Annotated in this window: 30 protein-coding genes; 16 read left to right on the top strand and 14 right to left on the bottom strand. The window is 73.8% G+C overall.

Going from position 1 to position 25,335, the window contains the following annotated elements; genetic code table 11:
- Nucleotides 1-4 precede the first annotated feature (4 nt).
- From ABZO31_RS02220 to ABZO31_RS02205, 4 genes are all read right to left on the bottom strand, one after another.
- Complete coding sequence (locus ABZO31_RS02220; protein WP_406859129.1) at nt 5-547, bottom strand: NUDIX hydrolase; 543 nt, start codon at nt 545-547, stop codon at nt 5-7.
- Nucleotides 544-1,470: an NUDIX hydrolase gene (locus ABZO31_RS02215; RefSeq protein WP_406859128.1), complete on the bottom strand. Its 927-nt coding sequence runs from the start codon at nt 1,468-1,470 to the stop codon at nt 544-546. The genes ABZO31_RS02220 and ABZO31_RS02215 overlap by 4 nt, the downstream gene beginning before the upstream one ends.
- Before the next feature lie 68 nt (nt 1,471-1,538).
- A complete protein-coding gene (locus ABZO31_RS02210) occupies nt 1,539-1,697 on the bottom strand; it encodes a hypothetical protein (protein ID WP_406859126.1) in 159 nt (52 codons plus the stop codon).
- 40 nt (nt 1,698-1,737) lie between these two features.
- Nucleotides 1,738-2,319 (bottom strand): GNAT family N-acetyltransferase, encoded by a 582-nt coding sequence (locus ABZO31_RS02205; RefSeq protein ID WP_406859124.1) that lies wholly within the window; start codon nt 2,317-2,319, stop codon nt 1,738-1,740.
- Between the two features lie 90 nt (nt 2,320-2,409).
- Between ABZO31_RS02205 and ABZO31_RS02200 the strand changes: the two genes are divergently transcribed.
- The gene (locus ABZO31_RS02200; protein WP_406859122.1) at nt 2,410-3,153 is read left to right on the top strand and encodes an SDR family oxidoreductase; all 744 of its coding nucleotides are present in this window, start codon (nt 2,410-2,412) and stop codon (nt 3,151-3,153) included.
- 44 nt (nt 3,154-3,197) lie between these two features.
- Complete coding sequence (locus tag ABZO31_RS02195) at nt 3,198-3,671, top strand: hypothetical protein (RefSeq protein ID WP_406859121.1); 474 nt, start codon at nt 3,198-3,200, stop codon at nt 3,669-3,671.
- Nucleotides 3,672-3,699: 28 nt separating this feature from the next.
- Here the strand turns inward: ABZO31_RS02195 and ABZO31_RS02190 are convergent, their stop codons facing one another.
- From ABZO31_RS02190 to ABZO31_RS02180, 3 genes are all read right to left on the bottom strand, one after another.
- On the bottom strand, nt 3,700-4,329 hold the full coding sequence (locus tag ABZO31_RS02190; protein WP_406859120.1) for a proteophosphoglycan 5: 630 nt from the start codon (nt 4,327-4,329) through the stop codon (nt 3,700-3,702).
- 68 nt (nt 4,330-4,397) lie between these two features.
- Nucleotides 4,398-5,066, bottom strand: a complete 669-nt coding sequence (locus ABZO31_RS02185; protein WP_406859119.1) for a response regulator — start codon at nt 5,064-5,066, stop codon at nt 4,398-4,400.
- Nucleotides 5,063-6,190 (bottom strand): sensor histidine kinase, encoded by a 1,128-nt coding sequence (locus tag ABZO31_RS02180; RefSeq protein WP_406859118.1) that lies wholly within the window; start codon nt 6,188-6,190, stop codon nt 5,063-5,065. The genes ABZO31_RS02185 and ABZO31_RS02180 overlap by 4 nt, the downstream gene beginning before the upstream one ends.
- A gap of 197 nt (nt 6,191-6,387) precedes the next feature.
- On the opposite strand from ABZO31_RS02180, the gene ABZO31_RS02175 reads away from it, so the two are divergent.
- Nucleotides 6,388-6,738 (top strand): DUF6223 family protein, encoded by a 351-nt coding sequence (locus ABZO31_RS02175; protein WP_406859117.1) that lies wholly within the window; start codon nt 6,388-6,390, stop codon nt 6,736-6,738.
- A 5-nt stretch (nt 6,739-6,743) separates the two neighbouring features.
- Here ABZO31_RS02175 and ABZO31_RS02170 read toward each other — a convergent pair whose 3' ends face one another.
- Entirely contained in the window at nt 6,744-7,742 is a 999-nt protein-coding gene (locus ABZO31_RS02170) for a LuxR C-terminal-related transcriptional regulator (protein ID WP_406859116.1), read from the bottom strand.
- Between the two features lie 134 nt (nt 7,743-7,876).
- On the opposite strand from ABZO31_RS02170, the gene ABZO31_RS02165 reads away from it, so the two are divergent.
- Entirely contained in the window at nt 7,877-9,295 is a 1,419-nt protein-coding gene (locus ABZO31_RS02165; RefSeq protein WP_406859115.1) for an aminopeptidase P family protein, read from the top strand.
- 185 nt (nt 9,296-9,480) lie between these two features.
- Here ABZO31_RS02165 and ABZO31_RS02160 read toward each other — a convergent pair whose 3' ends face one another.
- Nucleotides 9,481-9,651 (bottom strand): hypothetical protein, encoded by a 171-nt coding sequence (locus tag ABZO31_RS02160; RefSeq protein WP_406865572.1) that lies wholly within the window; start codon nt 9,649-9,651, stop codon nt 9,481-9,483.
- A 271-nt stretch (nt 9,652-9,922) separates the two neighbouring features.
- On the opposite strand from ABZO31_RS02160, the gene ABZO31_RS02155 reads away from it, so the two are divergent.
- The 4 genes from ABZO31_RS02155 to lepB all read left to right on the top strand — a co-directional run bounded on the left by ABZO31_RS02155 (nt 9,923) and on the right by lepB (nt 15,247).
- On the top strand, nt 9,923-10,969 hold the full coding sequence (locus ABZO31_RS02155) for a M4 family metallopeptidase (RefSeq protein WP_406859114.1): 1,047 nt from the start codon (nt 9,923-9,925) through the stop codon (nt 10,967-10,969).
- A 131-nt stretch (nt 10,970-11,100) separates the two neighbouring features.
- A complete protein-coding gene (locus tag ABZO31_RS02150; RefSeq protein WP_406859112.1) occupies nt 11,101-13,377 on the top strand; it encodes an ATP-binding protein in 2,277 nt (758 codons plus the stop codon).
- Nucleotides 13,378-13,449: 72 nt separating this feature from the next.
- Complete coding sequence (locus ABZO31_RS02145) at nt 13,450-14,529, top strand: AraC family transcriptional regulator (RefSeq protein WP_406859110.1); 1,080 nt, start codon at nt 13,450-13,452, stop codon at nt 14,527-14,529.
- A 106-nt stretch (nt 14,530-14,635) separates the two neighbouring features.
- Nucleotides 14,636-15,247: a signal peptidase I gene (gene lepB, locus ABZO31_RS02140; RefSeq protein WP_406859109.1), complete on the top strand. Its 612-nt coding sequence runs from the start codon at nt 14,636-14,638 to the stop codon at nt 15,245-15,247.
- A gap of 12 nt (nt 15,248-15,259) precedes the next feature.
- Here lepB and ABZO31_RS02135 read toward each other — a convergent pair whose 3' ends face one another.
- Complete coding sequence (locus ABZO31_RS02135) at nt 15,260-15,844, bottom strand: TetR family transcriptional regulator (RefSeq protein WP_406859108.1); 585 nt, start codon at nt 15,842-15,844, stop codon at nt 15,260-15,262.
- 137 nt (nt 15,845-15,981) lie between these two features.
- On the opposite strand from ABZO31_RS02135, the gene ABZO31_RS02130 reads away from it, so the two are divergent.
- From ABZO31_RS02130 to ABZO31_RS02105, 6 genes are all read left to right on the top strand, one after another.
- Nucleotides 15,982-16,662 carry a DUF6230 family protein gene (locus ABZO31_RS02130; RefSeq protein ID WP_406859107.1) on the top strand — a complete coding sequence of 227 codons (681 nt, stop codon included), beginning with the start codon at nt 15,982-15,984 and terminating at the stop codon, nt 16,660-16,662.
- Nucleotides 16,663-16,772: 110 nt separating this feature from the next.
- Nucleotides 16,773-17,273 carry a DUF6114 domain-containing protein gene (locus ABZO31_RS02125; protein ID WP_406859106.1) on the top strand — a complete coding sequence of 167 codons (501 nt, stop codon included), beginning with the start codon at nt 16,773-16,775 and terminating at the stop codon, nt 17,271-17,273.
- Nucleotides 17,270-18,052 carry a DUF6230 family protein gene (locus ABZO31_RS02120; RefSeq protein ID WP_406859105.1) on the top strand — a complete coding sequence of 261 codons (783 nt, stop codon included), beginning with the start codon at nt 17,270-17,272 and terminating at the stop codon, nt 18,050-18,052. The genes ABZO31_RS02125 and ABZO31_RS02120 overlap by 4 nt, the downstream gene beginning before the upstream one ends.
- Complete coding sequence (locus ABZO31_RS02115) at nt 18,046-18,549, top strand: DUF6114 domain-containing protein (RefSeq protein ID WP_406859104.1); 504 nt, start codon at nt 18,046-18,048, stop codon at nt 18,547-18,549. Before ABZO31_RS02120 ends, ABZO31_RS02115 begins: the two co-directional genes overlap by 7 nt.
- Nucleotides 18,546-19,169, top strand: a complete 624-nt coding sequence (locus ABZO31_RS02110; RefSeq protein ID WP_406859103.1) for a hypothetical protein — start codon at nt 18,546-18,548, stop codon at nt 19,167-19,169. Before ABZO31_RS02115 ends, ABZO31_RS02110 begins: the two co-directional genes overlap by 4 nt.
- Nucleotides 19,166-19,858, top strand: coding sequence for a DUF6230 family protein (locus tag ABZO31_RS02105; RefSeq protein ID WP_406859101.1), 693 nt, complete (start codon nt 19,166-19,168; stop codon nt 19,856-19,858). Before ABZO31_RS02110 ends, ABZO31_RS02105 begins: the two co-directional genes overlap by 4 nt.
- On the opposite strand, the gene ABZO31_RS02100 is transcribed toward ABZO31_RS02105, so the two are convergent.
- The gene (locus ABZO31_RS02100) at nt 19,855-21,018 is read right to left on the bottom strand and encodes a low temperature requirement protein A (RefSeq protein WP_406859099.1); all 1,164 of its coding nucleotides are present in this window, start codon (nt 21,016-21,018) and stop codon (nt 19,855-19,857) included. The genes ABZO31_RS02105 and ABZO31_RS02100 overlap by 4 nt on opposite strands.
- Before the next feature lie 150 nt (nt 21,019-21,168).
- Here ABZO31_RS02100 and ABZO31_RS02095 point away from each other — a divergent pair, with 150 nt between their 5' ends.
- A complete protein-coding gene (locus ABZO31_RS02095) occupies nt 21,169-21,657 on the top strand; it encodes a VOC family protein (protein ID WP_406859098.1) in 489 nt (162 codons plus the stop codon).
- Between the two features lie 21 nt (nt 21,658-21,678).
- Here the strand turns inward: ABZO31_RS02095 and ABZO31_RS02090 are convergent, their stop codons facing one another.
- From ABZO31_RS02090 to ABZO31_RS02080, 3 genes are all read right to left on the bottom strand, one after another.
- Nucleotides 21,679-22,179 carry a nucleotide triphosphate diphosphatase NUDT15 gene (locus tag ABZO31_RS02090; protein WP_406859097.1) on the bottom strand — a complete coding sequence of 167 codons (501 nt, stop codon included), beginning with the start codon at nt 22,177-22,179 and terminating at the stop codon, nt 21,679-21,681.
- A gap of 119 nt (nt 22,180-22,298) precedes the next feature.
- Nucleotides 22,299-23,237 (bottom strand): universal stress protein, encoded by a 939-nt coding sequence (locus tag ABZO31_RS02085; RefSeq protein WP_406859096.1) that lies wholly within the window; start codon nt 23,235-23,237, stop codon nt 22,299-22,301.
- 59 nt (nt 23,238-23,296) lie between these two features.
- On the bottom strand, nt 23,297-24,499 hold the full coding sequence (locus ABZO31_RS02080) for a PucR family transcriptional regulator (protein WP_406859095.1): 1,203 nt from the start codon (nt 24,497-24,499) through the stop codon (nt 23,297-23,299).
- A gap of 202 nt (nt 24,500-24,701) precedes the next feature.
- Between ABZO31_RS02080 and ABZO31_RS02075 the strand changes: the two genes are divergently transcribed.
- The gene (locus tag ABZO31_RS02075; RefSeq protein WP_406859094.1) at nt 24,702-25,115 is read left to right on the top strand and encodes an SHOCT domain-containing protein; all 414 of its coding nucleotides are present in this window, start codon (nt 24,702-24,704) and stop codon (nt 25,113-25,115) included.
- The last annotated feature ends 220 nt before the right edge of the window (nt 25,116-25,335 follow it).

Raw genomic sequence — 25,335 nt, 5'->3', positions numbered from 1 at the left:
GTCCCTACGAGCCGGTGCGGGAGCCTTCCGGTACGCCGGGGACGAGGTGGAGGCGGTCGGCCGCGGCGCTGTACGCGACCGGGTCGCCGGGCTCCTGGAAGTGCAGAGCGAGCCGGGCCCCGGCCCGGTACGCGGCGAGGCCGGCTCGGCAGTACGCGACCATCGGATCGGGCAGGTCGTCGAGCGGGAACCACCGCATGGCGTCGCAGACTTCGGGCTCCCTGACGCGCGGGGTGCCCGTCCAGTCGCGGACCTCGAAGAAGAAGCCGACTCGCGCGGCCCCGTCCGGGGCGCGGTGATGCACGGTCACCGCCGCGCGTACCGCGGCGGGCTTCACCACGAGGCCCGTCTCCTCCAGGGTCTCCCGCACCAGCGCGGTGACGACGTCCTCGTGCGGCCCGTCGAGGTGCCCGGACGGCAGATGCCACAGACCGGCCGCGTACACGGTGCCGGCGCGGCGGGACAGGAGGACCTCGGGGCGGCCGTGCGGCCCGGTGCGGACGGCGGTCAGGTGGACGTCCACGGGTTCGGTGTGACGGGTGGTCATCGGGACCAGCCCGATTCGGTGTACGCGCGGCCGGACCGGATGCCGTCGACGGCGGCGCGTGCGTACGGGACGATCGCGTCGGGGAGTCGCTCCACGTTCCACCACTTCCACGCCACGCACTTGTCGGGCTCGCGCAGGTGCGGGGTGCCCTGCCAGCGGCGGGCCCGGAAGACGAGCTGGATGCGCGGGCGGTCGCCCGGGGCGTCGAGCAGGTGCACGGTGTGGACGAGCTCCAGGTCGGCCGGGTCGATCACCAGCCCGGCCTCCTCGTCCGCCTCCCGGACCAGGCACGCGGTCGCGGACTCCGCCTCGCAGTGGCCGGCCAGGAAGTGCCAACGGCCGCCCGCGTACGCGGAGTCGGGGTGGCGCAGGCCGAGCAGCACCGCCCCGTCCCGCTCCAGGTACAGATGCACGCCCACCACATGCGGTACACCCCGCGACGGCGCCCAGGCGGGCGCAGTCGCGGGCGGCGTGCTGCGCGCGTGGCCCAGCACCAGGTCCCGCGTCGACCGGGGCATCGTCATGGCCGGCACCTGCTCCGGCCCGACCCATGCGAGCATCACGCCCTCGGTCAGCGGCAGCGTCGCCGGATCGCCGTTCCAGCGCCCCGCGAAGATCTGGACGGGGACCGGGGTGCCGTCCACGCCGGGCACGTGCTCCACCGTGTACGGCACCAGGTCCGGGATGTCGAGCCCGGCCTCCTCGCGCAGTTCGCGGCGCATCGTGTCGAGCAGTGAGGCGTCCTCCGGCTCGCGCCCGCCGCCGAGCAGCGCCCATGTGCCCGGCTCCCAGATCCAGGGCTTGTCCGCGTCCCGCAGATGCAGCAGGTAGTGGCCGTGACCGTCGTGGATCAGGGCCGAGGCGACGACCGGGACGACCTCGCCGTCCGGGAGGGAGCGGGCGCGGGAGGAGGAGGGTGGCATGCGGATCCCGTTCGGCTCGACAGGTACAGGGCTCGACTCGACAGGTACAGGACTCTGGAGTCCTACCCCTACCCCGTCCTGCGGCCGAGGATCAGCGTGTCCTCACTGCCGTGGACGGCGTCGACCGCGGAGCCCGTCTCGTCGTTGAAGTACGGGAAATGCCACAGGTGCGGGTCCTCGACGACACCGTCGACGGAGACGAACAGCTGGGCGACGATCTTCCTCATGGTCGCGCTCCGAAACGTGTCGGTTCGTCCTGGCCGGCGATCAGTGCTCCGCACGCAGGTCGAGACGCATCAGGATCCGGGGATGGCCCGCCAGCACGGAGGTGGTGTCGGCGGCGTGCGTGAAACCGGCCCGTTCGAAGTTCTTGCGGAGCCCCGGGTACGCCATCGTGAGGTCCACCTTGGCAGAGCCGTTGTCGAGCGGGTACGCCTCGACCACCGGCGCGCCGTGGCTGCGCGCGAACTCGACCGCGCCCGCGATGAGGGCGTGGGAGATGCCCTGTTTGCGGTGGCCGGGCCGCACCCGGATGCACCACAGGGACCAGACCGGCAGGTCGTCCACATGCGGGATCTTCCGGTTCCGCGCGAAGGCCGTCTCCGCCCGCGGTGCCACCGCCGCCCAGCCGACCGGCTCGTTCCCGTCGTAGGCGATCACCCCCGGCGCGGTGTCCGCGTGGCACAGTTCGGCGACGTACGCACCGCGCTCCGGGCCCCGCAGTTCGTTGTTGAGCTTGGACGGGATCCGGTAGCTCAGGCACCAGCAGACGTTCGCCGTGGGCGATTTCGGCCCGATGACGGCACGTACATCCTCGAACGTCGTCGCCGGACGGACTTCGATGCTCATCGCTCCATGATCTCATGGGACGATCCGCGGCGGGGGTGCGACGGAGGCGTCGCCCGTCCGCGCGCACCGCAACCGGCCTACGGGGAGACCATGTCCAACGGGAACGTGTCCAGCGACAGCACCGAAGCACCCGTCACCTTCATCACCGGCGGGTCGAGCGGGATCGGGGCGGAGACCGTGCGCCGTCTTCTGGGCCTCGGCCACCGTGTCGCGGCGACCGGGCGCAGCGCGAAGAAGCTCGCCCTGCTCGCCGAGGCCGCGGCGGAGGCGGGCGCCGGCGACCGGCTGCTGACGTTCGAGGGCGACGCGGCGGACTGGGACCAGGTGTCCTCGGCCGTGGAGGAGACCGTGCGCGGTTTCGGACGCCTCGACCACGCGATCGCCAACGCCGGGTACGCCACCAACGGCACCGTCGAGACGGGCGACCCGGAGGAGTGGCGGGGCATGGTGCTGACCAACGTCCTCGGTCCCGCCCTGCTGGTGCGGGCGGCGCTCCCGGCGCTGAAGGAGTCGCAGGGCCGGGTGGTGCTGGTCGGCAGCGTCGCGGGCTTCAAGAACACGCCCGGCAACCTGTACTCGATGACCAAGTTCGCCGTGACCGGCCTGGCGGAGAACGTCCGCATGCTCGTGACCGGTTACGGCATCGGTACGACGCTGATCGCCCCGGGCCGCGTCCGCACCCCGTTCTGGGACCCCCGCCCGGGCGGCGCCGACGCCGCCGGCGTGATGATCTCCACCGAGCAGCTGGTGGACACGATCGTCTGGGCCATCTCCCAGCCCCGCGGCGTGGACGTGAACACCCTGGTGGTCCGCCCGATCGGTCAGACGAACTAGCCGGCACCGGGCGTTGTCAGTGGGCCCTGGCACGATCGGGGAGCATGGACTACTGGCCGTACCCGCCGGCCGAGGCGGACCGCGTCGATCCCTTCGACAGCACGCGCACCGAGACGCAGTACCTGCTGTTCGGCGGGGACCGGCCCAGCGCGGCGTTCACCGATCCCGCGCTGATCGACGGTCCTGATCTGCACCGGTGGATACCCATGGGCTACAAGATCCTCCGGCGGGCCCAGAAGGTGGCCGTGTGCCGCCACGGTGACCTCGTGCGGGAGTGGCCGGTGCAGTACCGCGACCCGCGTGTCGACCCGGTGGACCCGCCCGCAGGCGAGACGCTGTACCTGGACAACTGGCGGCGCGGCGTCTGCGGTTACCGGGTGCTGACCTCGGCGACGTCGATGAGCACCCCGGCGGACGCCTATGACCACGCCGCCGCGCTCGCCTCGGCCCGCGCCGCCTCGCGGGCCGAGGGCCGGGCGATCGTGGTGTACCTGTACGACGCCGAGAACTGGCACTGACACCCGCGGTGGTCGTCGCCGCCCGGGATCAGACGGTCAGGAACGCGCGGGCGGCCGCCGCGCCCGCCGCGGCGTCCCAGCCGCCCGCACCGATCACGGCGGTCACCTGCGCCTCGGTCACCTCGCCGTCCGCGGCGACGAGCGCGTCGACGGCGTCCGCCGACGCCGTCGCCCCGCCGAGCCCCGGCGCGTCCCGGGTGAACGCGACGACGCTGTTGTGGGTGCGGTCGCGGCTCAGCGCCGGCAGACCGACGCTGACGAAGCCGTCGTCGACGTCGTACGCGGCGCGCTGCCACCGCTCGCCGTCGAAGCCGTACACGAAGCCCACGTACTCCTCCGCCGCCAGCGTCTCCGTCACCACCGGCCGCCACCAGTCGGGCGCCCCGGCGAGCAGGTCGGTCTCCTCCTCGCCGAACTCCTCCGCCGCGGGCCCGTAGTAGGTCTCCGAGTACTCGTGGTCGTGCCCCAGCATCACCGCACGGCCCGCGCCCAGACGGTGCAGCTCCACCCAGTTGCCGCCCCGGTCGTCGAAGTGCCAGACCGGGCCGTTCGCACAGCACAGCGGACCCCACTGTCGTGCCGCGCACACCGCCGCGAGCGCCGCCCAGCGGCCCCGCAGCTGTGCGGGCGTGGGCAGGTCGAGGGTCACAAGCCCCATGGTGGTGCCGCCTCTTCTCGTGGTCGTCTCACGGTGACGAAAGCGGAACGGTAGCAGCCGGTCGCCGCTCAGCGGTCGCCCGGTGTCACGAGCCCTGACTCGTACGCGAGGATCACGAGTTGGGCGCGGTCCCGGGCGTCGACCTTCGTCATGGCCCGGTTGACGTGCGTCTTCGCGGTCAGCGGGCTGATCACCATCCGCGCGGCGATCTCGTCGTTCGACAGGCCCTGCGCCACCAGCGCGACCGCCTCCCGCTCCCGCGCCGTCAGCTCCGACAGGGTGGGGGGCGCGCTCATCGGACGGGACGGCGGCTCCGTCATGTACCGGTGGATCAGCCGCCGCGTGATCGACGGCGCGAGCAGCGCGTCGCCGCGCGCCGCGACCCGCACCGCGTGCAGGAAGTCCTCGGGCACCACGTCCTTGACGAGGAACCCGGCCGCGCCCGCCCGCAGTGCGTCGAAGACGTACTCGTCGAAACCGTAGTTGGTGAGGATCACGACGTGCGTCCCGGCCAGCTCCGGGTCCGCGGCGATGCGCCGCGTCGCCTCGATGCCGTCCATCACCGGCATCCGCACGTCGATCAGCGCCACGTCCGGCCGGTGCTCCCGGGCGAGCGCCACGCCCTCCGCACCGTCCGACCCCTCCGCGACCACCTCGATGTCGTCCTCCAGGTCGAGGAGCGCCCGGAACCCGCTGCGCAGCAGCCGCTGGTCGTCCACCAGCAGGACCCGGATCACGACGCCTGCTCCACCGGCAGCTCGGCCTGCACCGAGAAGCCGCCGCCGTGCCGCGGCTCCGCCCGCAGCCGGCCGCCGAGCGCGGTGACGCGCTCCCGCATCCCCAGCAGTCCGACGCCCGGCACCGGCGGATCCTCCGTTGTGGCCCGCCCGTCGTCGTCCACACGGACCGCGAGCGCGTCCGGACGGCAGTCGATCCGCACCGACGCCGTGCCGGCGCCCGCGTGCCGGGCGATGTTCGTCAGCGACTCCTGGACGATCCGGTAGACGGTACGGTCCACCGCCGCGGGCACGTCCTGCGGCCGGCCGTCGATCGTCAGTGTCGCCTCCACGCCGAACGTCCGGGCCCGCTCCACCAGTTGGGGGACGTCGTCGAGCCCGCGCGGCGGCGCGGTGTCGTCGTCCCGCAGCGCCTCCAGCGTCGCGCGCAGCTCGCGCGCGGCCTCCCGCGCCGCCTCCTGGATCGCCAGCAGCGCCTCCGGCACCGTCTCGCCGCGCTTGCGGGCCACGTGCACCGCGACCTCCGCCTGCACCTTGACGATCGAGATCTGGTGGGTGAGCGCGTCGTGCAACTCCCGCGCGATGTGCAGCCGTTCCTCGTCGGCGCGGCGGCGCGCGGTCTCCTCCCGGGTGCGCTCCGCCTCGTCCGCCCGCTGCTCGGCCTGCCGCAGCGCCTCGCCCGCCGCGCCGGCCGCGACCAGCCAGGCGATCTCGAGCGCCCCGCGCGCCTGCGCGAACGCCTCGCCCGTGTCGTGCAGTCCGGACGCCAGCGCGGCGACGGGCAGGGAGGCCAGCAGGACCACGCTCCCGATCACGGTGACCGTGCGGTGCCCGGCCCGTACGGCCGCGTACACCGCGAACAGGTACGCGACGATGGGCACGTCGAAGCCGGCCACCTGGTACCCGACCCCGCACAGGCCCGTCACCGCCAGGACGGCCAGCGGGGCGCGGCGGCGGGCGAGCAGCGCCAGACCGCCGGCCGTGAGCAGCGCGTAGCCGATCAGGTCGGGGCCGGTGGTGGAGCGCGGGCCGGACAGGCCGGTGATCAGCAGGGCCGCCGCCACGCCGACGGCGATCGCCCAGTCGACGGCGGCAGGAGGAATCCCGGGCTTCCGTGTGCTCATGCGCGCACCCTAGCCGCGGTCGTCCGTCCGGCGAGTCCGTCCCGCGGACGAGCGGCCGGCTACCACGCGCGCAGTACGGACCGGGCGGCTGCGGCGGTCGCGGTAGCGCGAAGTGTCTGCGGCTGCCGGACGACCCGGGAGGGCCGGCCGGGACACGATCGTGACGTCCCGCCGTACCGACCTCAAGGGAGCACCCCATGGACCCGATGTCCCTCACCACCGTCCAGACCGTCCAGCTCGCCGCCGACGCGTACACCCTGGGCCCCGGGCGGGCCGCGTCGTCCCTCGCCGCCGTGATCGGCCTCGCCGGCGCCGTGCTCGCCTGGCTCGCCTCCCGCAACGGCGGCGCGGGCTGGGTCGGCCGCAACGGCGCCCTCGTCGCCCTGGTCGCCGGCCCGCTCGCCTTCCTCGTCGGCGGCCTGGTCGTCGTCACCGCGGAGGGCGGTCTCGGCACCGGCAACGGCCTCGGCGGCGGTGTCGTCGCGATGGTCTTCGGCCTGCTCAGCACCGTCATGGGCCTGCGGGCCAGGGCCCGAACCGCCGCCTGACTCCCTCAGAGCCAGCCCTTCCGCTGCGCCTGCAGCGCCAGTTGGAAGCGGTTGGCCGCGCCCAGGCGGGCCATCAGGATCTGGAGCCGACGGAAGAACGTCCGTCGGCTCACGCCCAGTTCACGGGCGATGGCCTCGTCGCTCGCCCCGCCTGCGAGCAGCCGCAGCATGCGACGGTCGGCGGGCGGAAGACCAGCCGGCCCGGCAGCGCCGCCGTGGAGGGGGAGCGCGGACTGCCAGGTCTGCTCGAACAGGGCCACCAGCGCGGACAGCAGCCCGCACGGCTGCACGACCAGCATCGTGTTGAGCACGTCCGCCTCCCGGATCGACAGCGAGACCAGCGCGTACGCCTCGTCGATGATCAGCAGCTTCACCGGCACCGCCGGCAGCACCCGCGCCTGCTCCCCGGCCTCGATGCACGGCTCGATGATCTCCTCGAGACGGCCCGGCTGCTCCAGCGACGCCCGCGAGTAGACGACCCGCTGCCGCACCCCGCGCGCCAGCGTGGCCAGGGAGTCCTCGGTCGCGCCCGGCTGCGGGAAGTACGGCGGGGACTCGAGCTGCCGGATCTCCTCCCGGGCGCTCGCCCACGCGTGCCGCATCCGCGGCCCGATCGCCTCGCCGGTCACCACCTCGACGAGGTCGTCGTTGTACGCGGCGAGCCGCTGCCGCCGGAACGAGTCGAACGCGCCGCCCACCGTGATGCGCGACTCCTCCAGCTCCGCCGCCCGGTGCCGGGCCAGGATCTCCAGGCCCGCGGCCGGCGGCACCGGGGCCACCACGTCCGCGCCCTCCTCGGCCGCGCTCGCCAGACCGGCGTCCACCAGCTCGCGGTACGCGGCCGCCAGCTCCGGGCCCTCCAGCCCGGCGGCCGCGCCCACCGCCGCCAGCGGCGCCGGGGCCCGCTCCAGGAGCGCCAGATACACCCGGCCCGCCCAGGGGCTCACGCCCAGGAGCCGCAGGGCCTCGCCCAGCCTCTCGTTCCCCGCCCGCCGCATCGCCATGACCGCATTATCGACGCTCCGCAGGCGCGTCGATGACCGATCAGTGCCACTGGCATCACATGGCCCCGCAGCAGGCCGTACGGCAGTACCGTCCCGACGAACCCACTCGTACGATGCGGAAGAAGGTGCACGACGTGGCGAAGCGTCGGAAGAACGGCCTCTACTCGGAGATCTCCGACGAACTGTCCGCCCTCATGCGGACCGGCTGGGCGGACACCGAACGGCACGACCTCGAACCGGACGAGCAGGCGCCGTACGCGGCCCGCCGCCGGGCCGCGCTCTCCGCCCGCTTCCCCGGCGAGCGGCTGGTGATCCCCTCGGGCAACCTCAAGGCCCGCTCCAACGACGACGTCTACCCGTTCCGCCCGCACACGGCCTATGTGCACATGACCGGCGACCGGGCCCGCGACGGCGCGCTCGTCCTCGAACCCCGGGCGGAGGGCGGCCACGACGCGTACTGCTTCCAGCTGCCGCGCGACAGCCGGGACAGCAACGAGTTCTGGATCGGCTACACCGCCGAGCTGTGGATGGGCCGGCGCCGCTCGCTCGCCGAGGCGGAGCGGGTGCTCGGCCTGCCCTGCCGGGACGTGCGCACCGCCGTCGCCGACCTGGCCGCCGCGGGCTCCGCGGCCACGCCGACCCGCATCGTGCGCGGCGTCGACCCGGCCCTGGAGGCCGCGGTCGCCACGGACGAGGAGCGGGACCTCGAACTGGAGGAGGCGCTGAGCGAGCTCCGCCTGATCAAGGACGCATGGGAGATCGGCGAGCTCCGCAAGGCCGTGGACTCCACGGTGCGCGGCTTCACCGACTGCGTCGCCGAACTGTCCCGGGCGGTCGCCACCTCCGAGCGCTGGATCGAGGGCACGTTCTTCCGCCGGGCGCGCGTGGAGGGCAACTCGGTCGGCTACGGCTCGATCTGCGCCGCCGGCGAGCACGCGACGATCATGCACTGGACCGACAACGACGGCCCGGTCCGCCCCGGCGAGCTGCTGCTGCTCGACGCGGGCGTGGAGACCCACACCCTCTACACCGCCGACGTCACCCGCACCCTGCCGGTCGGCGGCACGTTCACCGACGTCCAGCGCACGGTGTACGACGCGGTGTACGAGGCCCAGGAGGCCGGTATGGCCGCGGTGAAGCCGGGTGCGGCGTACCGCGACTTCCACGAGGCGGCCCAGCGGTCCCTGGCGGAGCGGCTGGTCGCGTGGGGCTTCATCGAGGGCCCCGCGGACCGGGCGTACGAGCTGGGGCTGCAGCGCCGGTTCACGATGGCCGGCACCGGCCACATGCTGGGCCTGGACGTCCACGACTGCGCGGAGGCCCGCAACGAGGAGTACGTCGACGGGGTCCTCGCGCCGGGCATGGTGCTCACGGTCGAGCCGGGCCTGTACTTCCAGCCGGACGACCTGACCGTGCCGGAGGAGTGGCGGGGCATCGGCGTCCGCATCGAGGACGACATCCTGGTGACGGAGGACGGCCACGAGAACCTGTCGGCCGGGCTGCCGCGCACGTCCGACGAGGTCGAGGCGTGGATGGCGCGGCACGCGGGCTGAGCGTACGCGGACACGAAGAAGCCCCGGTGCCGAACACGGGGGATACCCGGCACCGGGACTTCCGTTGAATATTCTACAAGGTCTGGACCGCTGAAAGCGACACCCCGGCGGGTGGAACACGTCTCACCGCGTTGACCGCCCGCCGTCGCGTCCACTGCCCGCCGCCGGCCCCGGGAGACCCCGGCTCAGCCGACGTGGACCCGGGGCCGGCGCGAGCGGAACGGCTCGGCCTCGCGGATGATCTCCCGGGTGACCGGCGCGACCTCGCCCCGGCGGAGGTAGCCGAGGGCCGAGAAGTAGTCGACGCCCGTCAGGTATGTGACCCGGCACCAGGGCTGACCCCGGTGGCCGGCCACCCACGCCTTCCCGGCGGGCGGCGGAGGGCGACCGGGGTGGCCCTTGCCTCAGCGCAGGCAGCGTGAATCGGCGGTGACCGGGACGAGGCATCCGGAAGACATCAAGATTGCCGCGCCGGGCGTCGCATGCGTCACATCACCCCTGTCCCGACCTGCCCGCCCTGCCATGTACCTGTTCAAGACCGGGGTGGATGCGCGAAGATCACGCCCGCACCACAGCACGTCTGTCGCTTCCACCCACTTCCACGCCATCCGCAACGGGAGGATGTACATGGCTCGCCGCACACCCCGCGGTCTGCTCGCCGCGGCCACCGCCACCGTGGCCCTGATCGTCACCGCCGGCCCGGCCTCCGCCACGGGGACCGCACCCGCCGCGCAGGACCCCCTGGCCCGGGTCTTCATGGTCAACCCCGTCCAGTCCTCGGGCGACCAGACCCTCACCGACGGCAAGGACTCCGCCGCCGCGGTCCCCGCCACCGCCTACGCCACGGCCGCCCTGCGCAACCTGGACGGCAGCGGCGGGCTCTCCGGCCGCTGGGCGTCGGTCCGCTCCGACACCGGCACCTCCGCACGGCTCGCCGACGCCGCCTCGTACGACCGGCACGACGACCAGTTCGAGCAGGTCATGGCGTACTTCTGGGTCAACGAGGCACAGGAGTACCTGCAGGGCCTCGGCTTCGGCAGCGAACTCCCCGGCGCCAACGACCGGGTGCAGCCGGTCCGCATCAACCAGTGGGGCGCGGACAACTCCTACTTCACCGACAAGAAGGCCGAGATCCGCTTCGGCAAGGGCGGCGTCGACGACGCCGAGGACGCCGAGGTCGTCATACACGAGTACGGCCACGCCGTGCACCACGCCCAGGTGCCCGGCTTCGGCACCTCCGTGGAGGCCGGCTCCATCGGCGAGGCGTTCGGCGACTACCTGGCCGTCGCGGTCGGCGAGCACGCCGCCGCCCGGTACGGCTGGCCGCTGAAGGCCGACGTCGCCTGCGTCGCCGACTGGGACGCCGTCATGTACAGCGACGCACCGCACTGCCTGCGCCGGATCGACTCCGACAAGACGTACGCGGACCGCGAGGGCGAGGTCCACGCCGACGGCGAGATCTGGTCCCGCGCGCTGCTCGACATCCGCACCGCCCTCGGCCCGCGCGTCGCCGACCGGATCATCGTCAACGCCCAGTTCGGCTTCGCCCCCGACACCAGCTTCTCCGCCGCCGCGAACACGACGGTCACGGCGGCCCGGGAGATGTACGGCGAGGACGCGGCAGACGCGGTCCGCGCCGCGTTCCGGTCCCGCGGCATTCCCGGCGTCGCCTGACCCGCCACGTCCCGGAGGCGGTCCGCCGCCTCCGGGACAGAGCGTTCCGCACCGGTACCGGAGCGGCCTGCCGCGCTTACTCTGGGTGCCGGACGAGGCACGGACGGCCGCTGGCGGCCGCGGGGGTGGCGATGGGATTCGGGTTCGGGCAGCGGTACGGCGGCCGGCTGCCGGCCGAGCGGACCAGCTTCGTCGGCCGGGCCGGCGAACTCGTCCGCGTCGCCGACGCGTTGACCGAGAACCGGCTGGTCACCCTGGTCGGCCCCGGCGGCGTCGGCAAGAGCAGGACCGCGCTGCGCGCCGCCGCCGCGCTCGCCGGCCGCTACCCCGACGGCGTGTGGGTGGCCGAACTGTCCGCGCTGCGCGACCCCGCCCTCGTCCCCGCGACCCTCGCGTCCGCCCTCGGCCTGCCCGAACAGCCCGGCATGCGGCCCCTCGACGCGATCGTCGCCCACCTGCGCGACCGCCGCCTGCTCATCGTCCTCGACACCTGCGAACACCTCCTCGACGCCTGCGCGCCGCTCTGCGACGCGCTGCTCGGCGAGGCCGCCGAGGTCCGCTTCCTGGCCACCAGCCGCCAGCCCCTCGACGCCCCCGGGGAGCGGTGCGTGCCCATCGCACCGCTCGCCCGCGACGAGGCCGTCGAGCTGTTCGTCGACCGCGCCGCCGCGGCCGTCCCCGGGTACACCGCCGGCGACGCCGACCGCGGGCTGCTCACCGCGCTCGCCGAACGCCTCGACGGCATCCCGCTCGCCCTCGAACTCGCCGCCGTGCGCCTGCGGGCCGTACCGCTCGCCGAGCTCGTGCACCGCCTCGACGACTGCTTCGACGTGCTCATCGCCGGCCGCCGCACCGCCCCGGCCCGCCACCAGACCCTGCGCACCGCCATCGACTGGTCGTACGACCTCTGCACCCCCGCCGAACGCCTGCTGTGGGCCCGGCTCTCCGTCTTCGCCGGCTCCTTCGGCCTCGCGGCCGCCGAAGAGATCTGCGCGGGACCCGAGCTGCCGCCCGGCGCCCTCCTCGAAGCGCTGATCGGACTGGTCGACAAGTCCGTCGTGAGCCGCACCGGCGAGGACGGCGAGCGCTACCGGCTCCTCGACACCCTGCGCGCGTACGGCGCGGAACGCCTCGCCGCCACCGGCGACGCCGACGCGCTCGCCGCCCGCCACTTCGCCCACTGCCAGGCGCTCGCCGCGGAGTTCTGGGACGGCCTCGTCAGCCCCCGGCAGGCAGAACTGCACCGCGCGGTGCGCGCCGAGACCGCCGACGTGCGGGCCGCGCTGCGCTACGCGTACACCACCGGCGGCCGGGCCGCCGACGGCCTGCTGCTCGCCACCCGCCTCACCCCGTACTGGCGGGCCGCCGGCACCCTGTCCGAAGGCCGGTACTGGATGGACCAGGGCCTCGAACTCGTCCCGGACGACGGCCCGGAGCGCGCCTGGGCCCTGCTCCTCGGCGGCGTCGCGGCCGTGTGGGCCGGCGACCTCGAGGACGCCCCGCCGCGCTTCCTCGCCGCCCGGGCCTCCGCCGCGCGCTGCGGCGAGGAACGCGTCGCGATGTTCGCCGAGCCGTACATCGGCGCGATGCGGGCCTTCGCCGGCGAGGTCGACGAGGGGCTCGCCGCGATGGAGCGCGGCCGGCAGCGCATCCTCGCCGCCGACGACCTCCTCGGCATCGGCGTCATCCACTACGAGAGCGCCCTGCTGCGCGCGGTCTGCGGGGACTCCCAGGGCGCGCTCGACCTGTGCGCGGCGGGCCTCGACCGCCTCGACGGCACCGGCGACCGGCAGCTGCGCGCCTCCACGCTCGCCGTGCAGGGCTTCATCCTCTGGCTCGACGGCGCCTACGACCGCAGCGAACCGCCCCTGCGCGAGGCGCTGGAGGTGATCAGCGAGATCGGCGACGTGCTCGTCGCCGCGCTGTCCTGCCTGGGCCTCGCCTGGCATGCCGCCCGCCAGGGCCGGTACACCAAGGCCGCCTGGCTGATCGGCTACGCCGAGAGCGCCCGCCGACTCGGCGGGGACCCGGTCGCGATGCTGCCCAGCCTCCTCGAGGAGCAGCGGTTCATGACGCGGTCCGTACGCGCCGCCCTGGACGCCGACGCCTACGCGCACTGGCACGCCACCGGCGCCCGCATGTCCGGCACCGACGTACTCGCCGCCGTACGCGCCGACGCCGACGTGCCGCCCCTGGCCCGCCCGCTGCCCGCCGTCCGCCGGGCCACCACCGAGGCGCTGACCCGGCGCGAACGCGAGGTCGCCGGGCTGGTGGCGCAGGGGCTGTCCAACCGCGAGATCGCCGAACGCCTGGTCATCTCCAAACGGACCGTCGACACCCACGTCGAGCGCATCCTGGCCAAGCTCCGCGTCACCTCGCGCACCGCGCTGCACGGCGGGATCGCCTAGCCGCGCCCGTACGTATACGTATTCTCCGCAGCCACCGATGCGGTCGGGCGGACGGTCGGTGAAGCTGCGCGCGTGACCCCAGCGCTCGGAACCGTCGACCCCCGCGGGGACCAGGCCCCGGACACACAGGCCCGCTCGGTGAGCGCGCACCATGTGCGCGCGGTGCTGCGCGGTGCCGAACGGCAGGGCGTCCCCGTCGGACCGCTGCTCGAACAGGCCGGCATCGCACCCGAACTCCTCGACCGGGACCGGGCGCGGGTCACCGCCGCCTGCTTCTCCCGGCTGGTCCGGGCGCTGTGGGCGACGATGGAGGACGAACTGGTCGGCTTCGGCCCCCTGCCCAGCAAGGTCGGCACCTTCGCCACCATGGGCCATGTCGTCGTCCACGGCAGCACCGACCTGCGGTCCGCGATCCGCCGCGCCCAGGGCTTCTACGCGCTGTTCCCGGCCGGGCCCCGCTTCCGGCTCGTCGAACCCGCCGACGCGGACGACGAGACGGGCGCGCGCGTCGAGTTCGACGTCTCCGACTACGACGACCCGCTGCACTTCGGCGCCGAGACCACCCTCGCCGTCGCGCACCGGTTCGCCGGCTGGCTGCTGCGCCGCCGGCTCCCGCTGCGCCGCGTCGAACTCGCCTACCCCGCGCCCCCGCACGTCCGCGAGTACGACCTGCTGTTCGGCGCGCCCTGCCGCTTCGGCGCCGCCCGCACCGCCGTCGTCTTCGACCGGGCGCTGCTCGACGAGCCCGTCGTCCGCGACGCCGCCGACCTCAAGGTCTTCCTGCGCCGCGCGCCCTTCGACATCCTCGCCCGGGTCGACTACGGCGGCACGCTGACCGCGCGGGTACGGCGGCTGCTCGGCCGGGCACTGCCCGGTGCGCTGCCCGGGCCCGAGGAGATCGCCGGCCGGCTGTCCGTCAGCCCGCAGACCCTGCGCCGCCGGCTCGCCGCCGAGGGCACGTCGTTCCAGCAGATCCGGGACCAATTGCGGCGCGACCACGCGGTGTCCGTGCTCGCCCGCGGCACCGCCTCCATCGAGGAGCTCTCGCACCGGCTCGGCTTCTCCGAACCCAGCGCCTTCCACCGGGCGTTCCGCCGCTGGACGGGGTCGACACCCCGGGCGTACGGGGCGGACCGGGGTCAATCAGACTGAGCGGTACGGTCACGGGAGCGGCACGCCGGCCGCCCTAAGGTCCGGGCATGGACGAAGCACCCAAGCCCCGGGGCACGGGCGGCGGTTCCGTATGAGGGCGGGCCGGATGGCCGGTGGTCTGCTCGCCGCGGTCGCGCTGCTCGCCGGCACCGGCGCGGCCGCCGTACTGACGCTGAGCGTCCGGGTCGACGGCCGGAGCATGGAACCGACGCTGCGGCCGGGGGAGCGGCTGATGGCCGCGCCCGGCTCCGGCGGCGAGGTCCGGCGGTTCGACGTGGTGCTGCTGCGCCCGACGGGCCGCGAGACCCTGGTGGTCAAGCGGGTGATCGGGCTGCCGGGGGACCGGGTGGCGATCGTGTCGACGCCCCGGGATCCGTACCAGGTGCTGCTGCAGATCGGCGGCGCCGGCCCGACGTACCGGGTGACGGACCCGGGGTGGGGCGCGCGGGCCAGGCGGACCGCCAACTGCTGCTCGGAGCTGGGGCTGCGCTCGGCCGAGCCGGCGCTGCGGACCGTGCCGCCTGGGTCGTTCTTCTTCCTGGGCGACAACCCCGATCTGTCGGACGACTCGCGGGCGTACGGCTGGGGCGAGGCCGACCGGGTCACCGGGCGGGTGGCGCTGCGGGTGTGGCCGCTCGCCGGTCCGCGCGGGCTCGGCGACCGGCCGGGGCTGGTGCCGGTGCAGCCGCCGCCGGCGCTCGCCGGGGCGGGGCCGTGACGGCGGGGCCGGTCAGCGGGACGGGGCGAGCGCGATGCGGGCCACGCTTTCGGCGATCCACTCGGCGGACTGCTCCGGGGTGGCCGCCGCCTGCACGATATGACTAGCCGTCAGCCGTACCGCCGCGTCCACGGCCAGCTCACGGGAGCGCTCGTCCACCTCGGGCCAGGCCTCGGCGACATACGCGTCGAGCGCCGCCGTCGCCGTGCCGAACACGGCGTCCGGACGGGTCGTGAGCACCGGCAGCAGGGCCGCGTCGGTACGGGACAGCATGGCGCGCACCAGAGGGTTGCGGGCGGCGAGCCGGAGGCAGAAGTGCACCGCCGCGCCGACCGCCGTGCGCAGGTCGTCGCGGTGGGCGTCGAGGCTCTCCTGGATGCCGACCAGGCAGCGCTCCGACTCGCGCTGGAACAGGGCCTCGCCGAGCGCGTCCTTGGAGCCGAACTCCGCGTACACGGTCTGCCGGCTCACGCCCACGGCGGTGGCGAGATGCGCCATGCGGAGCTTGTCGAAGCCGTCCGCCGCCGTCGCCTCGTAGGCAGCGTCCAAAAGCCGCTCCCGCAGGAGCGTGCGCACCGTCTCTCTGAACCTCGCCATTGGCCAAGCCTAGACCGCTCCGTAGCGGGACAGTTGTCCTGAATATGTCCGGTCTCTTGACGCTCTTTAGTGAAGTGTCTAGCTTCCGAACAGTCAGCCGATAAATGTCGGCACACGACGACGGTTGGAGAAAGCACATGCAGAACGAGACCAGAGGCGTCACCCGCTGGCGGAGATCCGCCTGCCTCGCGATTCCGGCGGCGGCGGCCGTCGGCGGCATGGTGACGGCGATGATGCAGGGCGCGCTCGCCGCGAACCTGTCCCTGTCGAGCGTTCCGTTCACCCTCAGCTCGAAGACGGTGGCCGCCCCCAACGGCATCGGCTCCGTGCTCCACGGCATCGACGCCGGCGGCCAGAAGGCGGCCGCCGAGGTCGGTCTCGCCAAGGCCGGCCTGGACGGCATCTGCGTCCACGCCACGCAGGAGGTGAACCTGCCCATCGTCGGCGGCCTCGGCACGTGGTCGCTGAACATCTCCTCTCCGGAGGCGGCCACTCCGCTGACGCACGACCAGCTCGCCGCGGGCGAGGGCCTCCAGGCCACCAAGCTGATCCTGGACTCCCAGGCGCTCGAGGCGTCCACGGCCACGCTCAACGCCAGCGACGCCACCCCGAACGTCATCGGCGCCGCGGCCGACAGCGCCAACATCAAGACCACCGGCATCCAGGACGGTACGCCCGGCCAGTTCGGCCTCGACGCCACCGGCGGCCGGACCGACATCCGCAACCTCGACGCCGACGCCAACGGCGCCACGATCGCCGGTGCGATCACCCTGCCCAACCTCAAGATCGGAGTCGCCCACGGCGACAGCAGCTGCTGACGCCTGAACTCCCGCGCGCACCGGGCGGGGTCCGCACCCCCCGGCCCCGCCCTCCCCCCCCCGACTTCCCTGCCCCACGCCGACTCCCGCCGTCTTCTGCGAGGCATGCCATGACCACCGACACGCGCCCGGCCACCGGCCCGGACCCGGCCCCGCCCGCCTCTCTCCCGCGCCGCGCACACCGGGCGTTCCGCCGCTGGCGCCGCACCCGCCCGTTCTGGGCGTCGGTCTGGACCGGCCTCGGCGGCTTCGTCATCCTCTTCCTGCCGCTCGCCCCGCTCGGGAAGATCCTTCAGGTCGGCATCGGCGGCATCGCCGGCATGGCCGGCGGCGTCGTCCTGATGGCCATGGCCCTCCTCATGCTGCTGCTCCCGAGCCAGCGGCACACGGCCGGGACCATCGCCGTCGTCGCCGGCGTCGCCTCCTTCCCGCTGTCGAACCTCGGCGGACTCTTCGTCGGCATGATCCTCGCCGTCCTCGGCGGCTCCATGGCCTTCGGCTGGCTGCCGGAGAAGCCCCGCAAGAAGTGGCGCCGGTTCCGCCGGCCGGCCGCCCCGGCCGAGGGCACCGCCCCCGACCGTCCCCTCCCCCTCCCTGGAGAACCGGCATGACCTCCCTCTCGCGCACCCGCGCCGCCGGGAACCGCCTCGCCCGGCTCCGCGCGGCCGGCGCCGACGGCGCGGCGCACTGGAACCGGCGCATGCTCGCCACCGCGCACGACGGCACCCGGCGCGGCACCCGCTGGGGCCGCGGCGCCTTCGCCCTCGTCCCCGCCGTCGTGGCCGTCGGCGCGCTCGGCGCAGCGCTCCAACAGGGTGCGCTCGCCGCCAACTTCAGCGTCACCGGCGAGCCCTTCACGCTCACCTCCAACGGCGTCTCCGGCACCGGCTTCGGCGCCATCGTCAACACCCCGGCCGTCGCCCACCCCGACGGCACCACCACGACGAACACCGGTATGGCGCGCGTCGGTTTCGCCAGCGCCGGCCTCGCCGGACTGTGCGGGATCGTCCACCAGGACATCGCCGGACTGCCGTACTCGCTGCTGCTCACCGCCGGCCAGGAGATCACCTCGCCCGCGCCCGGCACCCTCACCACCGACATCCCGGCGTCCAACCTGTACTTCCAGGCCACGGAGCTGAAGGCCGGCGGCTCCACCACCCTGGAGAACGCGGTCATCGGCCAGTCCGCGGACCAGGTGATGGTCGCGGGCAAGCCGCTGACCGGCGCGCTGCCCGGCGGCTTCGGGCTCGGCTCGGCCGGCGGCGAGGGCGGCAGCTCGGTCAAGCTGATCGGGCTGCACGCCACCGCGTACGACGCGGAGATCGCCGGCTCGCTGGTCCTGCCACGGCTGACCATCCGCGTCGTCGGAGGGAAGGCCACCGCATGCTGACGGAGACGAAGGCCGAGACGGAGACGGAGACGGAGACGGAGGCGGGGGAGGCGGCGGCCCCTTCGCGCAGTGGCGCGCCGCGCACGCTCGCGCGACGGATCGGCGCCGCCCGGCTCTGGTTCCGGGCCTTCCGGCGCACCCGGCCGTTCTGGGGCGGGGTGTGGCTGGTCGCGGGCGGCTGGAGCGTCCTCAAGTTCTCCTTCAGCTCGATGCAGTTGATCGTGGACACCGGCTTCGGCGGGATCGCCGGGTACCTCGTCGGCGGCGGCATGATCCTCAGCGGGCTGATCCCGATCGTGCTGCCCGCCCAGCGCTACACCTTCGGACTGATCGGCGTCGTCCTCGCCGTCGTGTCCCTGGTCGTCTCCAACCTCGGCGGCTTCCTCGTCGGCATGCTGCTCGGCGTCCTCGGCGGCTCGATGCTGGTCGGCTGGGGCGCGAAGCGGCCCCGCCGCCGCGAACGGGCCGCCGCGCAGGCGGAGGAGGGCGAGCGATGAGGCCGCGCCAGCACGCACCCGGCCGCCGCGCCCGGTCCAAGGGGCTCGCGGTGGCGGGCGCGCTGCTGCTCGCGGTCGGGACGGCCGCCGGCCCGGACGCGATGCGCGCGGCGGCGGCGCCGGCCGCGCTCGACGCGTCGTTCCGGCCCAGCACCACACCGATGACCGTGACGATCAAGCGCATGGTCGCCACCTCGCTCACGGTCCGGAAGAACGTGACGATCACCCTGGCGGACGGCTCCACCCGCACCACCACCGAGTACACCTTCACCAAGCTGGACATCCGCGAGCACATGCACGTGGTGCAGGCGGCGAACGGACACACCCTCACCATCGACGTCCCCGACACCGGTTCGCTCGGCGGCTACGACACGGCCGGCCGGCCGGAGACCACGACCATGTGGGGCGACATCGACAACATCTGCGTCCGGGTGCTGCTCAAGATCTGCAACGTCCAGGGTTTGTTGGACTTCTTCGGCTCGATCATCCCGCTCACCGCCGGGGCCGAGGACTTCTCCGGCCGGATCTACGCGATCCGCACCATCGACGACCACGCCGAACTCGACTCCACCGACAACCCCGTGCACCTTCCGGGGACGATCACGGTGAGCACGCCGTGAGCGCACGCGGCGAAGGCCGTACGCACTGGCGGCGCAGCGCCCTCGTCGCCGCCCCCGCGCTGGCCGCGGCCGGCGGCCTCGGCGCCGCCGTGTCCACCGGCGCGCTGGCAGTCGGCCTCCAACTCCAGGACAAACCTGTGCAGTTGACCACCAGCAGCCTGTACGGGACTCAGTACGGCGCCGCGGTCGTCGACGTGACGGTGACGAACCCGGACGGCACGCCCCGGACCGAGCGGGTGCTGCGCATGGGCTTCGCGGACGGCGTGGTCAACGGACTCTGCCTGAGCCGGCCGCAGCGGATCATGGGTGCGGACTACACCCTGCTGCTGACCCTCGGCGACCAGAACCCCGGCTCGTGGGAGATCCGCACGAAGAACACCGTCCTCGACGTCCGACAGGCCGCCGGCGTCCTGGACATGGACGGCATCGTCAGCCTCAACATCGACGGCAAGGACGTGAAGACGGTCAAGGACGCGACCGGCGCCTACGTCGAGAACCCGTTGAACAGCCCGCCCGACCGCTTCGGCATCCAGGCCCGCTACGCCAAGTTCGACAGGATCGTCGCCTCCGCCCAGGACCTCCAGGTCCCCGGCATCCTCACCACCCCCGGACTCGCCGTCAGCGTGAAACCCGGCACGGTCCAGTGCCCGCCTCCGGCCGCCCCCACCGGCACACCCGGGACGCCCTAGACGGAGTCCGACGGCGCCAGGGTCTCGGCCACCCGCCGGTGCACCCGGGTGAGCACGGAGACGAGCACGATCAGGATCGCGTCCAGGATCAGCACCGAGACCAGCGGCGGCAGCCACCGCGCCGCGACCCCGGCGGCGGCGAAGGCCAGACAGGCGAGCAGCCGCGCGCCCCAGGCCTGTCCGGTGGAGACGTAGTACCACCACGCCTGCGTGATGATGTACAGGATCGCGCCGCCGAACAGCAGCAGGCCGAGCTCGGCGCTGCCCTCGCCGGTGGGGTGGCTGATCGCGAGCTCGGCGCCGACGGCGACCGCGACCAGCCCGGCCAGAGTCGGGTACTGGCCGCTGACGGCATGACGGACCGCGAGCAGCGGATCGGACGTGGTCGCGACGTGCAGCGCCAGCACGTTCTCTCCGCCGCGGAAGTAACTGGCGCACAGATACACCAGGGCGACGAACGCGCCGAGGGCTGTGGTCACGGTCGGCACGTCGACCGGGGCGTCCGCGATCGCCGTGCCGATCGTCAGCACCGTCTCGCCGAGCTGGATGATGATGAACAGGCGGATCCGCTCCACCATGTGCTCGGCGTCGAAGACGAGGTTCTCGGAGGCCAGCACGTTGCCGGGCAGCGGATGGGCCAGCCACACGCCGGCCATGTCGACCGCCGCGGCGGCGGCCCACCAGGCGAGCCGCGGCCCGTGGTCCGCGGCCGCGCCGACCAGCCACAACGGGGTGGAGACCGCGGCCCACACCAGCACGCGGCGGTAGTGGTTGCGCAGGACCGGCGTCGGGGCGCTCACCGCGGCGACGCCGGCGGTCAGCAGCAGGATGGCCACCAGAGGGACCACGAACGCCCACGGCCGGTCCGCGAACGCGCGGGGGATCTGGGCGTTCATGAACAGCCCCAGGCCCATCACCACCAGCACCAGGCGGTTGGTCCGCTTCCGCTCGACGTCCAGGAACGTGGCGTCGAAGCTGGTCAGCGCCCAGGTGCTGAGCACCGCGACCAGCATCACCGCCGTCTCGGCGGCGCCGCGCCAGGACAGTTCGTCGTGCAGGTGGTGGGCGAGCTGGCCCACGGCGAAGACGAAGACGAGGTCGAAGAAGAGTTCCAGCGGGGCGACGGCACGGCGCGGAGCGGCGCCCGACACGGTGCTCATGGGTCTCACGATCCGACGGCCCGACAAGATGCGCAACGTGGTGGTTTCGAGAGAATGAAGCCGAAAGATCACGTGTATCCCGAAGGTCCGTGCCGAGGTCCGTGCCGAGGCGTGTGCCGAAGGTCCGCGCCGAAAGCGGGAAGGATTCCCATGGCTGTCGCCGACGCTCCGATGAACCTCACCAAGGCCGCCCACGTGGGGATCTCGGTCTCGGACCTGGACGCGTCGATCGCGTTCTACCAGGCCCTGACCGGTCGGGCGCCGGTCGCCGAGGGGACCATGAGCAGTGTGCCGTTCGGCAGGACGCAGGGACTGCCGGTCGCGAAGCTGCGCTACGCCACGATCAACCTCGACGGTCTCGGCATCGACCTCATCCAGTTCCAGGACCCGGTCGGCGAACGCACCGAGGGCCGGGCGAACCGCCCCGGCTCCATGCATCTGTGCCTCAAGGTCGACGACTTCGACGCCGTGTACCGGCGCATGAAGGACGCCGGCTACGACTTCCTCGGCGACGACTACACGTTCATCGCCGGCGAGGTCACCCCCGAGGCCGCCCTGGGCACCAAGGTCGCCTACTTCAACGACCCGGATGGCACCAACCTGGAGATCATCCAGCCCAAGGGCGGCTTCGCGAACTGACCCGGCGGCCCCGGCCGGCCGTCAGGCGTCGCGCCGGACCGGGTACCGCAGGAACGGGCCGTGCTCCAGCGGGAGTTCGGGGCGCCAGCTCTTCAGCGCCTGCGCCGACGGGACGAACAGCGGGGCCGGCAGGGCAGCGGGGGAGTACCACTCCCAGCGCTCCATCTTGTCCGGCTCCGCCACGGCCGGCGTGCCGTGGTGGGCGTGGACGACGGCGACGGCCGTGAGCCGGGTCAGCGAGGCGCCGGGCGGGGTGTCGAGCAGGATCGCCACCACCTCGACGTCGGCGGGGTCGGCCACCAGCGTGGTCTCCTCGGCCAGTTCGCGGGCGGCCGCCGTCTCGATCGACTCGCCCGGGTCCACCTTGCCGCCGGGCAGTTCCCACACGCTTGTCGGATGCAGCCCGAGCAGCACCCGCCCCTCGGCGTCGGTGACGATCACGCCCGCGCCCAGGGACGCCTGCGCGGCGGGCGCCTGGAGGTTGCGTTGCGGCTGCTGCTGGGCCTGGTCGGCCGGGGTCATGGGGCTCCTCGCGATGTGATGCGCCGGTGCGGTGCGGTGCGGTGCGGTGCGGTATGGACGGACGTACGGCGGGGACAGCCTGACAAGGGCCGCCGCGCCACCCGCAACCGCCCCTCCGGTTACGCCTCCGGGTTCCCCGGTACCACCGCGACCGGGCACTCCGCGTGCAGCAGCACCGCGTTCGCCACCGAACCCATCAGCAGCGCGCCGGGCCGCAGCCTGTGGTGGTGCCGGCCGACGACCACGAGGCCGGCGGTCCGCGAGTCCTCCACCAGCCGGCCCGCCGCGTCCACCGGCGAGACGATCTGCGAGATCCGCACCTTCGGGTACCGCTCGCCGAACGGCCCCAGCCGGGTCGCCTGACGCTCCTTCGCCTCGTCGGCGAGCTCCGGCCGTTCCGGATCGGGCAGCTCCGTCAGCGGCATCACCGGCGCCGGCGGCCCGACCATCAGCATCGGCGACACCGGAACCGGGTACGCGGTCACCGCCTCCAGTGCCACCCCGCGCCGCTGCGCCTCCTGGAACGCGAAGTCGAGGACGTCGTCCGCGGTCTCCTCCGGATGCAGCCCGAGCACCACCCGCCCCGCCTCCGGCCGGTCCTCCAGGGCCGCGGCCCGCGCCTCGTGCGGCACCACGACCACCGGGCACGGCGCGACGGACGTGAGCGAACGGCTGGTCGAGCCGAGCAGCAGACTGGCGAACCCGCCGCGCCCGCGCGACCCGAGGACCAGCATCCGCGCCCGGCGGGCCTCCGCGAGCAGAGCGTCGCTGACCGAGCCGTCCAGCGTCTCGTACGCGGCCTGCACCTCGCCCTCGGCGTACTCCCGCACGTGCGTGCGCGCCCCGTCGAGCACCGGGTCGGTGATCTCCGGGTCCTGGCCCAGCGAGTGGATGCGGGCCAGGCCGACCTGGAGGTCCGAGGGGCTCACATGGACGACGCGCAGCTCCGTGCCGAGCCGGTGGGCCGCGCCGAGCGCCCACTCCAGGGCCCGCCGGCTGTGCTCGGAGCCGTCGACGGCGGCCACCACCGGACCGCGCGGGGATGCCCCTGTAGACATATCGTTCATATTCCCACCAATACCCCGTCCGTGGCGGGTGTGCGGGGCTGAAAGTCCCGTCAGAGCCGCAGCCGGCAGCGGGCCGTCAGTGCCAGCGACAGCTCGACCACGTCCGTGGGCCGGGTCAGCGAGCGCCCGGTGAGCTGCTCCAGACGGCGCAGCCGGTTCAGGACCGTGTTCCGGTGGCAGTACAGCCGGTGCGCGGCCCGCTGGGCGCTGCCGTCGCACTCCAGCCAACTGCTCAGCGTGTCGATCAGCAGGTCCCGGTCGGTGGGCTCCAGGCGCAGAACGGGACCGAGCACTCGCTCCGCGAGCGTGGCCCCCAGCGCCGGCGACGACGCCAGGAGCGCGGCCGGCAGATGCTCGTCAAGGAGGACCGTGCCCCCGGCCGGCGGGCAGGCGCGCAGCGCCACCTCCGCCAGCCGACGGGCGTCGCCGGCGGCGGCCAGGGTCTCCACCGGCGAGCCGATCCCGACCGCCGCCCCCGGCGGGCCCGTCAGCGTCCGCGCCAGCGCGCGCAGGGTGCCGTCCCCGACGAGCACGAGTCCGTACACCGCGTCCCCGTCCGCGTGCCAGACGATCCGCGGCCCGTCCGCCGGCACCGAGACGGTGAGCGCCCGGACGTCCGGCCGCCCGGTCACGGCGACGACCGCGTACGTGCCCTCCACCGGCAGCCCGAGCGCGTCCGCGACCTCCGGGAGGTCGGCGATCCGCGTCGTGCCGTCGAGCAGGGCCGCGGTCATCCGGTGCAGCCGCTCCTCGCGCCGCCCGTCCGTCCGGCGCCGCGCGGCGCGATGCGCCTCGGCGACGAGGGTGCAGTGCTCGTCCACGAGGTTCCAGACGTCGGCCGCGACATGGACGAGCAGGTGTACGTCGTCCGGCTCGCGGCGGGCTGTCTCGTTGACCAGCTCCTGCCACACCAGGCCCCCGCCGAGCCGGAACGCCTGCAGCACCGCCTCCAGCGGCACCCCCCGCGCCGCCCACGACGTCCCGACCTGTTCGGCGCAGTGCCGCGCCTCCGCGTCGGACGGCCGGGGCCCGAGGAGCGAGCCGACGTGGTGCCGGAGCAGGGTCCGCACCTCGTCGCGCACGCCCGCCGGATCCGCGGTCAGCGTCGTCCGGAACGCCGGGTACCGCACCGCCAGGGCACCCACCAGCTGCTCGGCGATCGCGTGCAGCCCGCCCGACAGGACTCGCGCGGCCCGGTGCAGCGCCGCGCCCGCCTCGGCGTCGACGGACCGGTCCTGTACGGCATGCAGCATCGCGTTCCTCCACCGGTGTCGGTCGGATCGTCGAACGGCAGAATGACATACCGTCCGGTCGGTCCCTAGAGGGCGACGGGCATTGTTCCCGGATCGCAGCACTCCGGGAGACCGGTGTGACTCCAAGTGGTGATCAACTCGCGGTGGGGCTTCAGTAGAGGGAGTCACCGGTCTTCCGGGACCCCGAACAGGAGAGCCGACCATGAACGCAGCAGTCACCCTCGCGGCGGACTACCCGCTGCTCGACGTCTTCTGGACCACGCTCTGGATCTTCCTGTGGATCCTGTGGTTCATGCTGCTCTTCCGGATCATCACCGACGTCTTCCGCGACGACGACCTCAGCGGCTGGGCCAAGGCGGGATGGATGATCTTCGTGGTGTTCCTGCCGTTCCTCGGCGTCTTCGTGTACCTCATCGCCCGCGGCAAGGGCATGGGCAACCGGGAGCTGAGCGCGGCGCGACAGAGCGAGCAGGCATTCCGCAGCTACGTGCAGGAGGCCGCCGGTGGCGGCGGCTCCACCGTCGACCAACTGGCGCGGCTCGGCGAGCTGAAGACCAGCGGTCAGATCACGGAGGAGGAGTTCCAGGCGGCCAAGGCGAAGATCCTCGCCTCCTAGCCCGCACCCGGGAGGACCGGCGCCGTGGACGCCCCTCCGCTGCCGCCGATCGGCGCGGACGGACCGGCCCAGCGGGTCGTACGCCCACGGCGCGCCCTCCGGGCGGCCGGCCCGGACCACGGGCCCTCCGGGCGGCCGGCCCGGACCACGGGCCCTCCGGGCGGGTGGCCCGGACCGAGCGGGAGTTCGCGGTCGGACACCCGGCGTTCATGAGCCCGGA

It is taken from the genome of Streptomyces solicamelliae, assembly GCF_045348655.1.
Taxonomy (GTDB): domain Bacteria; phylum Actinomycetota; class Actinomycetes; order Streptomycetales; family Streptomycetaceae; genus Streptomyces; species Streptomyces solicamelliae.
Note: the sequence above shows the minus strand (reverse complement) of the source record. Positions and strands in the feature narration are given on the sequence as shown.

Bases quoted from the DNA above. Each gene is read 5' to 3' on its own strand.
- ABZO31_RS02220 (WP_406859129.1), bottom strand. From the start codon at position 547: ATGACCACCCGTCACACCGAACCCGTGGACGTCCACCTGACCGCCGTC.
- ABZO31_RS02215 (WP_406859128.1), bottom strand. From the start codon at position 1,470: ATGCCACCCTCCTCCTCCCGCGCCCGCTCCCTCCCGGACGGCGAGGTC.
- ABZO31_RS02210 (WP_406859126.1), bottom strand. From the start codon at position 1,697: ATGAGGAAGATCGTCGCCCAGCTGTTCGTCTCCGTCGACGGTGTCGTC.
- ABZO31_RS02205 (WP_406859124.1), bottom strand. From the start codon at position 2,319: ATGAGCATCGAAGTCCGTCCGGCGACGACGTTCGAGGATGTACGTGCC.
- ABZO31_RS02200 (WP_406859122.1), top strand. From the start codon at position 2,410: ATGTCCAACGGGAACGTGTCCAGCGACAGCACCGAAGCACCCGTCACC.
- ABZO31_RS02195 (WP_406859121.1), top strand. From the start codon at position 3,198: ATGGACTACTGGCCGTACCCGCCGGCCGAGGCGGACCGCGTCGATCCC.
- ABZO31_RS02190 (WP_406859120.1), bottom strand. From the start codon at position 4,329: ATGGGGCTTGTGACCCTCGACCTGCCCACGCCCGCACAGCTGCGGGGC.
- ABZO31_RS02180 (WP_406859118.1), bottom strand. From the start codon at position 6,190: ATGAGCACACGGAAGCCCGGGATTCCTCCTGCCGCCGTCGACTGGGCG.
- ABZO31_RS02175 (WP_406859117.1), top strand. From the start codon at position 6,388: ATGGACCCGATGTCCCTCACCACCGTCCAGACCGTCCAGCTCGCCGCC.
- ABZO31_RS02170 (WP_406859116.1), bottom strand. From the start codon at position 7,742: ATGGCGATGCGGCGGGCGGGGAACGAGAGGCTGGGCGAGGCCCTGCGG.
- ABZO31_RS02155 (WP_406859114.1), top strand. From the start codon at position 9,923: ATGGCTCGCCGCACACCCCGCGGTCTGCTCGCCGCGGCCACCGCCACC.
- ABZO31_RS02150 (WP_406859112.1), top strand. From the start codon at position 11,101: ATGGGATTCGGGTTCGGGCAGCGGTACGGCGGCCGGCTGCCGGCCGAG.
- lepB (WP_406859109.1), top strand. From the start codon at position 14,636: ATGGCCGGTGGTCTGCTCGCCGCGGTCGCGCTGCTCGCCGGCACCGGC.
- ABZO31_RS02135 (WP_406859108.1), bottom strand. From the start codon at position 15,844: ATGGCGAGGTTCAGAGAGACGGTGCGCACGCTCCTGCGGGAGCGGCTT.
- ABZO31_RS02130 (WP_406859107.1), top strand. From the start codon at position 15,982: ATGCAGAACGAGACCAGAGGCGTCACCCGCTGGCGGAGATCCGCCTGC.
- ABZO31_RS02125 (WP_406859106.1), top strand. From the start codon at position 16,773: ATGACCACCGACACGCGCCCGGCCACCGGCCCGGACCCGGCCCCGCCC.
- ABZO31_RS02120 (WP_406859105.1), top strand. From the start codon at position 17,270: ATGACCTCCCTCTCGCGCACCCGCGCCGCCGGGAACCGCCTCGCCCGG.
- ABZO31_RS02115 (WP_406859104.1), top strand. From the start codon at position 18,046: ATGCTGACGGAGACGAAGGCCGAGACGGAGACGGAGACGGAGACGGAG.
- ABZO31_RS02110 (WP_406859103.1), top strand. From the start codon at position 18,546: ATGAGGCCGCGCCAGCACGCACCCGGCCGCCGCGCCCGGTCCAAGGGG.
- ABZO31_RS02100 (WP_406859099.1), bottom strand. From the start codon at position 21,018: ATGAGCACCGTGTCGGGCGCCGCTCCGCGCCGTGCCGTCGCCCCGCTG.
- ABZO31_RS02095 (WP_406859098.1), top strand. From the start codon at position 21,169: ATGGCTGTCGCCGACGCTCCGATGAACCTCACCAAGGCCGCCCACGTG.
- ABZO31_RS02090 (WP_406859097.1), bottom strand. From the start codon at position 22,179: ATGACCCCGGCCGACCAGGCCCAGCAGCAGCCGCAACGCAACCTCCAG.
- ABZO31_RS02085 (WP_406859096.1), bottom strand. From the start codon at position 23,237: ATGTCTACAGGGGCATCCCCGCGCGGTCCGGTGGTGGCCGCCGTCGAC.
- ABZO31_RS02080 (WP_406859095.1), bottom strand. From the start codon at position 24,499: ATGCTGCATGCCGTACAGGACCGGTCCGTCGACGCCGAGGCGGGCGCG.
- ABZO31_RS02075 (WP_406859094.1), top strand. From the start codon at position 24,702: ATGAACGCAGCAGTCACCCTCGCGGCGGACTACCCGCTGCTCGACGTC.